This window comes from Enterobacter cloacae complex sp. SYL001 (assembly GCF_049237025.1).
Lineage (GTDB): Bacteria > Pseudomonadota > Gammaproteobacteria > Enterobacterales > Enterobacteriaceae > Enterobacter > Enterobacter intestinihominis.
In genome coordinates this window covers 41,948-48,948 of the sequence record NZ_JBMKJI010000030.1, presented here as the reverse complement: position 1 = coordinate 48,948, position 7,001 = coordinate 41,948, and the positions used below count along the sequence as shown (strand labels likewise).

The following is a 7,001-nucleotide window of genomic DNA, read 5'->3' as shown; positions in this document are numbered from 1 at the left end:
GCCTCAGCGATTTACAGCCGGACCAGGGCATCGCTGACAGCCCTCAGTCATTTAGAAAGCAACTTTATTGCTTCTGCATAAAAAAATTACTGGGGAACCCTCAGCCCTGTGGGAGAGGGTTAGGGTGAAGGCACCAGACCGCACGGAATCAATTAAACGGCGCCTTCCCCTCCAGCACCATATCAATCACGTCCAGCACCCCTTCGTCATTATTGTTCGGCGCTTCATAGCGGGCCACAGCCTTTATATGCGGTCTGGCGTTGGCCATCGCGAAGCCAAACCCAGCCTGGCGCAGCATCTCCACGTCGTTACCGCTGTCGCCAAAGGCCACCACTTCACTGTCCTCAATGCCCCAGCGCGCTTGCAGGATCCGCAGGCCGTTAGCTTTGTGAACGCCAGGGATTATCAGGTCGATACTGCCGTGACCCGTGGTCACCGGCACCATGATGTCGCCAAGCTTCTCATGCAGCAGCGCCTGAATGCGCGGTATTTCGTCGTCAGAGACGTTAAGCCCGAACTTGAAGAAAATATCGTTGAGGTTGTCAAAGCTGCTGACGCTTTCAAGGCGGTGATAGTATTTCGCCGCAATCTCTTTGAAGAGGTCGTTATACGTTTTCAGCGTGTAGGCGCTGTTTTTTCCGCAGGCAATTATCTCAATGCCGGGCACGTCGTTTAACAGGGTGGCGACGGTCAGAAAATGCTCTTTCGACAGTTCGCCGTTAAACACGTCTTCGCCCGCATCCACCACCCAGCCGCCGTTTTCGGCGACGAAGGCGATTTCATGGGCGATCTCGGGGAAAAATGAGATCAACTGGTAGTACTGGTTTCCGCTGGCGACCACAAAACGGATGCCTTGCGCTTTCATGCGCGCGTACTGCGCCAGAAAACGCGCGCGATTATAGGTTTTCGCATCGCTCAGGAAGGAGCCATCCATGTCGACTGCAATCAGTTTAACGCTCATATCCCTTCTCCATTGTCGTTTGTTCTGCTTCCGGTTTTGCCACCGCACGCGCCACCAGGGCGGCAATAATCACTAACCCTAACACCACCAGCATGGCGCTGCGCAACCCGTAGTGCTCACCGAGGAATCCAAGCAGCGGCGGCCCCACCAGGAAAGCGAGGTAGCCCGTGGTCGCCACAACGCTCACGCGCGTCGGCGCATCGGGACCGGTATCGCTGGCAGCGGAAATGGTCAGCGGGAAGCCAAGGGAGGCGCCCAGCCCCCACAGGATCACCGACACACCGGCAATCCAGTCCACATCCACAAAGATGATCATCGCGATGCCCAGCCCACCCAGCAGGGCGCTGGCACGGACGACCGCCACGCGGCTGTAACGGTCGATAAACCAGCCGCCGGTAAAGCGTCCGACGGTCATGCCGAGCGTAAATCCAGCGTAGATCAGCGAGCCGGAGGTGGGGCTAAATCCGTGCCCGTCCACCATCAGCAACGGTAGCCAGTCGTTGGCGGAGCCTTCAGCAAATGCCATCGCCAGCACCACCACGCCAATCAGCATTAGCTGGAAATCACGATAGAAGGGCAACCCTTTTGCCGCAGACTTCTGTTCGTCCGAGGCGTGTTGTCCTGTGCCTGCGGGAATAGCCCTGATGCCGGTGAGGATCGGGATAATACAGACCAGCGCCGCCAGCAAAATGTGCACATTGGCCGCAATGCCCAGCGCCGTCAGCGCCATCCCCACGCCCGCGCCCGCCAGCGTGCCGAGACTGTAAAAGCCATGCATCATGGGCAGCACCGTTTTGTTCATCGCCTGTTCGACGGCGGCCCCCTCGACGTTAATGGCCACTTCAGCCGCACCAAAGCTGCCGCCAAATACCATCAGCCCAAGGGCAAACATCAGCGGCGAGGCGAACCACAGCGCCACGCTCAAAGCGAACATTCCCACCACGGCGCAGCACATGGTGGTGCGGATCACCGCGCGCGTGCCAAAGCGCTTCACCAGCCAGGCCGAGCAGAGGATGCCGCTCATCGAGCCAATCGACAGGCCAAACAGTACGATCCCCATCTCCGCCGTCGAGACGGACAGCGTATCGCGGATTGCCGGGGTGCGCGTTGCCCAGGAAGCCATCAGCAGCCCGGGGATGAAGAAGAACATAAACAGCGCCCACATGCGTAGATGCAGGGCTTTGCGAGGAGAAGTTAGCGTCATTGGGATCAGCACCAGAAGTACAACAATAGCGACAACACTAGCAACTTTGTGTACATTTGTACACAAACTGGATGAGGATTTTATGAGCAGACCACCGAACGACCCTAACCGCCGCGAGAAGATACTCCAGGCGACGCTGGACACCATTGCTGAGCACGGTATTCATGCCGTCACGCACCGCAAAATTGCCACCTGCGCAGGCGTGCCGCTGGGGTCGATGACCTACTATTTCGACGGGATGGAGTCGCTTCTGGAGGAGGCGTTCACGTGGTTTACGCAGCAGATGTCTCAGCAGTACCGGGATTTCTTCGCGGGGGTGACCGGGCGGGAGAGGGCGTGCGAGGCCATTACCACGCTGATCCACAGTTCAGCCGTGACCACGCCACACAATATGGCGCTGATGTATCAGCTGTACGCTTTTATGCACCGCAGCGCCGCGCTGAAAACGGTGATGCAGGACTGGATGAAGATGAGCCAGACTACGCTTGAGCAGTGGTTTGATCCGGCTACCGCCCGTGCGCTGGATGCGTTTATCGAGGGGATGACGCTGCATTTTGTAACCGACCGGTCGCCGTTAACCCGGGAGGAGATCCGGGCGATAGTGGGACGGATTGCAGGCGAGGATACCGTCTGATAGCGCTCGCCCCGGCCACGCCTGATGTCAGGAGATTTTTTTCCCGCTGGCGTCAACGACGACTTCGCCATCTTCCTTTGTAAATGCCCCTTTTTGCGCGTCCGGAAGGATGTCGAGAACGACTTCAGAAGGGCGGCACAGACGTGTACCCAGCGGCGTCACCACAATCGGACGGTTAATCAGAATGGGGTATAGCAGCATGAAATCAATAAGCTGGTCATCGGTGAAATTTCCCCCGGCAAGGCCCAGTTGTTCGTAAGGCTCGACGTTTTTGCGCAGCAGATCGCACACGGGAATCCTCATGTCTGCAATCAGCCTGGTCAGTTCATCACGCGACGGTGGGTTCTCAAGATAGAGAATAATTTCGGGTTCCGTACCGCTGTTGCGGATCATCTCCAGCGTATTGCGCGACGTGCCGCAGGCCGGGTTGTGGTAGATAGTGATGTTGCTCATATCCGTTACTCATTACAGTGTGAAGGAGAGACGTAGCGCCAGCGCGGCGAGCGTCACAAACAGAACCGGCAGCGTCATTATGATGCCCGTCCTGAAATAGTAGCCCCAGGTAATGGTCATGTTTTTCTGTGCCAGCACATGAAGCCATAGCAGGGTAGCCAGGCTACCGATGGGGGTGATTTTCGGCCCCAGATCGCAGCCAATCACGTTAGCGTAAATCATCGCCTCCTTAATCAAGCCTGTTGCCGCACTGCCCTCAATGGAGAGCGCGCCGATCAATACCGTTGGCATATTGTTCATTATGGATGACAGAAAGGCGGTGATAAATCCGGTTCCCAGCGTAGTGGCCCAGAGTCCGTGTCCGGCTAAGCGATCAAGAACGCCTGAAAGAGACTCCGTCAGCCCGGCATTACGCAGGCCATACACCACCAGATACATCCCCAGCGAAAAGATAACGATCTGCCAGGGTGCGCCGCGCAGCACTTTCCCGGTGTTAATGGCGTGCCCGTGTTTCGCAACGGCAAATAAAATCAGCGCGCCAGTTGTTGCGATAGCGCTGACCGGGATACCCAGAGGTTCAAGCACAAAGAAACCGACGAGCAGTAGCAGCAGCACGATCCAGCCCGTTCTGAACGTCGGCAGGTCGTGAATGGCCCGTGCGGGCTCGCGGAGTTTTGCCAGGTCATATTCCGGCGGTATTTCCTTGCGGAAGAACAGATGCAGCATCACCAGCGTCGCGGCAATTGCGGCGATATCAACCGGGATCATCACCGAGGCGTATTCGCTAAAGCCCAGCTTAAAGAAGTCCGCTGAGACGATGTTGACCAGGTTGGAGACAATCAGCGGCAGGCTGGCGGTATCGGCGATAAATCCCGCCGCCATCACGAACGCCAGCGTGGCCTGCTTGCTGAACCCCAGCGCCAGCAGCATGGCGATAACGATAGGTGTCAGGATCAATGCCGCACCGTCATTGGCGAACAGCGCCGCCACGGCCGCACCCAGCAGCACGATCCAGGTAAACAGCAACCGCCCGCGACCGTTTCCCCAGTGAGCAACGTGCAGCGCCGCCCACTCGAAAAAACCGGACTCATCCAGCAGCAAACTGATAACGATTACCGCGATAAACGTGGCCGTCGCATTCCAGACGATGTTCCAGACCACCGGAATATCGTTAACGTGGATCACACCGCTCGCCAGCGCCAGCGCGGCGCCAATGGTGGCACTCCAGCCGATACTGAGCCCTTTGGGCTGCCAGATAACCAGTACCAGCGTAAACAGAAAAATAGCCCCTGCCAGAAACATCTTTTACTCCGTTATATCTGTTTTTGTGAATGTGTTGTGGTCAGCACGAGCCCGGGAGGCGGTTTTTCAGCTTCATACGTGTCTCTTCTCGCAGGCAGTTCCAGCTGGTGTCGATTACGGTTGCCGCCCATGCAGGCATGTTGGGAGAGAGACGGTAGTAGATCCATTTACCCTCACGACGATCGATGACCAGCCCGGCCTCACGCAGCAATGCCATATGGCGGGAGACTTTCGGCTGCGGCTCGTTGGTAGCGGAGCAGAGATCGCAGACGCACAATTCTCCTGCTTCACGGAGCAGCATGACGATGGAGAGCCGCGTTTCGTCGGAGAGGGTTTTGAAGAGCTGGAGCGGGTGGAGCATTCTGTCATCCTGAATGTTTTGTGTCATATGCATTAAATCATATGTGATTGTAGTAAAGGAGAGAAGAAGGAGATAGCAGGAAGGATAAAAAAGCGACTGGAGGACTCGCTAAGGTCAAAATAGTCTTTATGGCTTGTCCGGACTACTCCTGATAGTCATGGGAAAGAAACCGCCCCAGGGGGACGGTTTCTTTATATCTGCTCACTTTGAACGCTCTTCTGTGCTCAGGCGCAGCAGCGATCGTTCCAGGTGTCACGGTAAATGATATTCCCCTCCGTGTACTTCCATGAGATTGCTTCGTAACGCAATTCGAGCGTTTCAAGATGGGTGCTGCTCATCCCGTTAGGGGTCATGAAGGGTGCCACTGTCGTGAACTTAACGTTTTCCATCACGATATTGAAATATTCGGCCTCGATCCCGGACTCCAGAATGCGGTACATCTTAATGATCCCCTTCTTCATAACTCTCCCTTCGCACACGGCGCGGTAAAGAAGCGGGGTAGTCTGATCAAATTCTTTAACTATCGTAATAGGGCGATGGACGCGCGTGCCGGTGAGTTTACCCCAGCTTGGATCAACCGGAATGGTTACACCGTGGGAGAACGATTTTAGCTCTATGGAACCAAGACGCGTGGGCATCATGCAGCTACCGATAATCGGCGAACCGTTCTCGTCTTCTAGCCATAGGTGTGCGGGTGTAGACATGTAATTTCCTTATTAGTAAGCGTAACGCATTGATGTTCCTCAATGCCATATCCAGTAAGCCAGTCCCAGTGTTACCAGGTAAAACAGGAGGATGAATCCCTGGCTAACCTCAGGGAAGTAAACGTCAAGGACATAGCCAAAAATGAACGTGAGGATGATCGGGACATAGGTCCAGAAGAAAAACTGAGCCTGAGATTTGAACCAGCGTCTTAAAAAGCCCATCAGTGTCTACCCATTAGCTTCAGGATCGTGTCAGCAGCATCATAAGGGCTTTGACTGTCAGTCCATTGCTGGGTTAGCACGCCCGCGCGCATAAAAGCAGGCTCCACCAGGAAATACATCATCTCCAGTTCTCGCAGGTATAACGCTTGATAGTAGGCGGGATGCATCACTTGCAGGCGATGAGCGCTGTCAGCAGCTTTTTGCACAACCCCGTATATCCCCAGCCCTCCAATAGCCGCGCCCGTTAATCCTGAAACGACCTTTAACCCTGAAGGTGGAAGGGTCACATAGAGGCAAACAGTCGATGCGACGCCTGCAGAGAATGAATACGAGGTTAGCGTGCTGGTGGATATATAAACGTTAGCGCGCATTAGAGCATGCTGTATCGCTGATAATTCTGCCGGGGAATAATCCTTAACCAGCTCCTCTACGTACGTGTTGATTAGGTCAAAGACGATGTTCCAGCGAGAAACGAGATGGAATATGCCCTTTCGGAATCGAGCGTCCTCCAGGTTTTGTCGGGTGCATACATCGTAATATTCATCAGTAAAGCAGGAGGTGTAGTACAGCAGGCGTTGGGCACCGGCACCTATATTATTCAGGTGGCTCTTTACCTCTTCACCTACATCACGTACCGCCCGGTCCAGCTTCATTGCCAGTATCTTTTGGCTCTGAAGCTGGCGGATGATCTCTTCAGAATGGTACATGCTTACTGACCTCGCACTTCAGCTCAATTGAGCGATTTTTTGCTGCATCCCCTAAGACCGGCATTGCTATTACTGAACTTGAAAACTGCATTCCTGTCCCCTCCATAGTGTTTCTATCCGCTCCAGCGTATATCTGTAACTAATATGGAAGTTCAAAGCAGATCATGTTTATGAAAAGCAGGGTATTTTTAGGATAATGACTTGATGTTTTTTAACCAATATGCGATTTATCGGCGAGCTTTTAGTGCGAATAGATAAGTTCAACATTGAGTGACTCGTTCCAAAATCCAACAGAAATATCATCACATACAGACTTTGCCACGCGCAACTAGTAGCGCTCTGGCGTGTTCCAGCCTTTCAGGCAGTTAGCGCCACCCTTAAAGCAGATCGAGCCCCCAGCAGGGCGCTGGCGCGTCACAGCATGGCCAAAAAATCTTTCGCAGACCAAAATCG

8 protein-coding genes are annotated in these 7,001 nt (G+C 54.6%); 1 reads left to right on the top strand and 7 read right to left on the bottom strand.

Going from position 1 to position 7,001, the window contains the following annotated elements:
• Positions 1-148: 148 nt before the first annotated feature.
• Both ACOTZP_RS20830 and ACOTZP_RS20825 read right to left on the bottom strand, forming a co-directional pair.
• Positions 149-961, bottom strand: coding sequence for a Cof-type HAD-IIB family hydrolase (locus tag ACOTZP_RS20830; RefSeq protein ID WP_022647558.1), 813 nt, complete (start codon positions 959-961; stop codon positions 149-151).
• Positions 951-2,165, bottom strand: a complete 1,215-nt coding sequence (locus ACOTZP_RS20825) for an MFS transporter (protein WP_023299676.1) — start codon at positions 2,163-2,165, stop codon at positions 951-953. Before ACOTZP_RS20825 ends, ACOTZP_RS20830 begins: the two co-directional genes overlap by 11 nt.
• An 82-nt stretch (positions 2,166-2,247) precedes the next feature.
• Between ACOTZP_RS20825 and ACOTZP_RS20820 the strand changes: the two genes are divergently transcribed.
• The gene (locus ACOTZP_RS20820; RefSeq protein WP_032624580.1) at positions 2,248-2,799 is read left to right on the top strand and encodes a TetR/AcrR family transcriptional regulator; all 552 of its coding nucleotides are present in this window, start codon (positions 2,248-2,250) and stop codon (positions 2,797-2,799) included.
• Positions 2,800-2,826: 27 nt separating this feature from the next.
• Here the strand turns inward: ACOTZP_RS20820 and arsC are convergent, their stop codons facing one another.
• From arsC to ACOTZP_RS20795, 5 genes are all read right to left on the bottom strand, one after another.
• Positions 2,827-3,252: a glutaredoxin-dependent arsenate reductase gene (gene arsC, locus ACOTZP_RS20815; RefSeq protein ID WP_126490345.1), complete on the bottom strand. Its 426-nt coding sequence runs from the start codon at positions 3,250-3,252 to the stop codon at positions 2,827-2,829.
• 12 nt (positions 3,253-3,264) lie between these two features.
• Positions 3,265-4,554, bottom strand: a complete 1,290-nt coding sequence (locus tag ACOTZP_RS20810) for an arsenic transporter (protein WP_271075029.1) — start codon at positions 4,552-4,554, stop codon at positions 3,265-3,267.
• Positions 4,555-4,594: 40 nt separating this feature from the next.
• Positions 4,595-4,915, bottom strand: a complete 321-nt coding sequence (locus tag ACOTZP_RS20805) for a metalloregulator ArsR/SmtB family transcription factor (protein ID WP_022647563.1) — start codon at positions 4,913-4,915, stop codon at positions 4,595-4,597.
• Between the two features lie 224 nt (positions 4,916-5,139).
• Positions 5,140-5,619, bottom strand: a complete 480-nt coding sequence (locus tag ACOTZP_RS20800) for an Hcp family type VI secretion system effector (RefSeq protein WP_023305768.1) — start codon at positions 5,617-5,619, stop codon at positions 5,140-5,142.
• Positions 5,620-5,840: 221 nt separating this feature from the next.
• Positions 5,841-6,548: a hypothetical protein gene (locus ACOTZP_RS20795; protein WP_023305769.1), complete on the bottom strand. Its 708-nt coding sequence runs from the start codon at positions 6,546-6,548 to the stop codon at positions 5,841-5,843.
• Between the last annotated feature and the right edge of the window lie 453 nt (positions 6,549-7,001).

Excerpts from the sequence above, each read along its gene's own strand:
- arsC (WP_126490345.1), bottom strand. The coding sequence starts at position 3,252 with ATGAGCAACATCACTATCTACCACAACCCGGCCTGCGGCACGTCGCGC.
- ACOTZP_RS20795 (WP_023305769.1), bottom strand. The coding sequence starts at position 6,548 with ATGTACCATTCTGAAGAGATCATCCGCCAGCTTCAGAGCCAAAAGATA.
- ACOTZP_RS20825 (WP_023299676.1), bottom strand. The coding sequence starts at position 2,165 with ATGACGCTAACTTCTCCTCGCAAAGCCCTGCATCTACGCATGTGGGCG.
- ACOTZP_RS20830 (WP_022647558.1), bottom strand. The coding sequence starts at position 961 with ATGAGCGTTAAACTGATTGCAGTCGACATGGATGGCTCCTTCCTGAGC.
- ACOTZP_RS20805 (WP_022647563.1), bottom strand. The coding sequence starts at position 4,915 with ATGCTCCACCCGCTCCAGCTCTTCAAAACCCTCTCCGACGAAACGCGG.
- ACOTZP_RS20810 (WP_271075029.1), bottom strand. The coding sequence starts at position 4,554 with ATGTTTCTGGCAGGGGCTATTTTTCTGTTTACGCTGGTACTGGTTATC.
- ACOTZP_RS20820 (WP_032624580.1), top strand. The coding sequence starts at position 2,248 with ATGAGCAGACCACCGAACGACCCTAACCGCCGCGAGAAGATACTCCAG.
- ACOTZP_RS20800 (WP_023305768.1), bottom strand. The coding sequence starts at position 5,619 with ATGTCTACACCCGCACACCTATGGCTAGAAGACGAGAACGGTTCGCCG.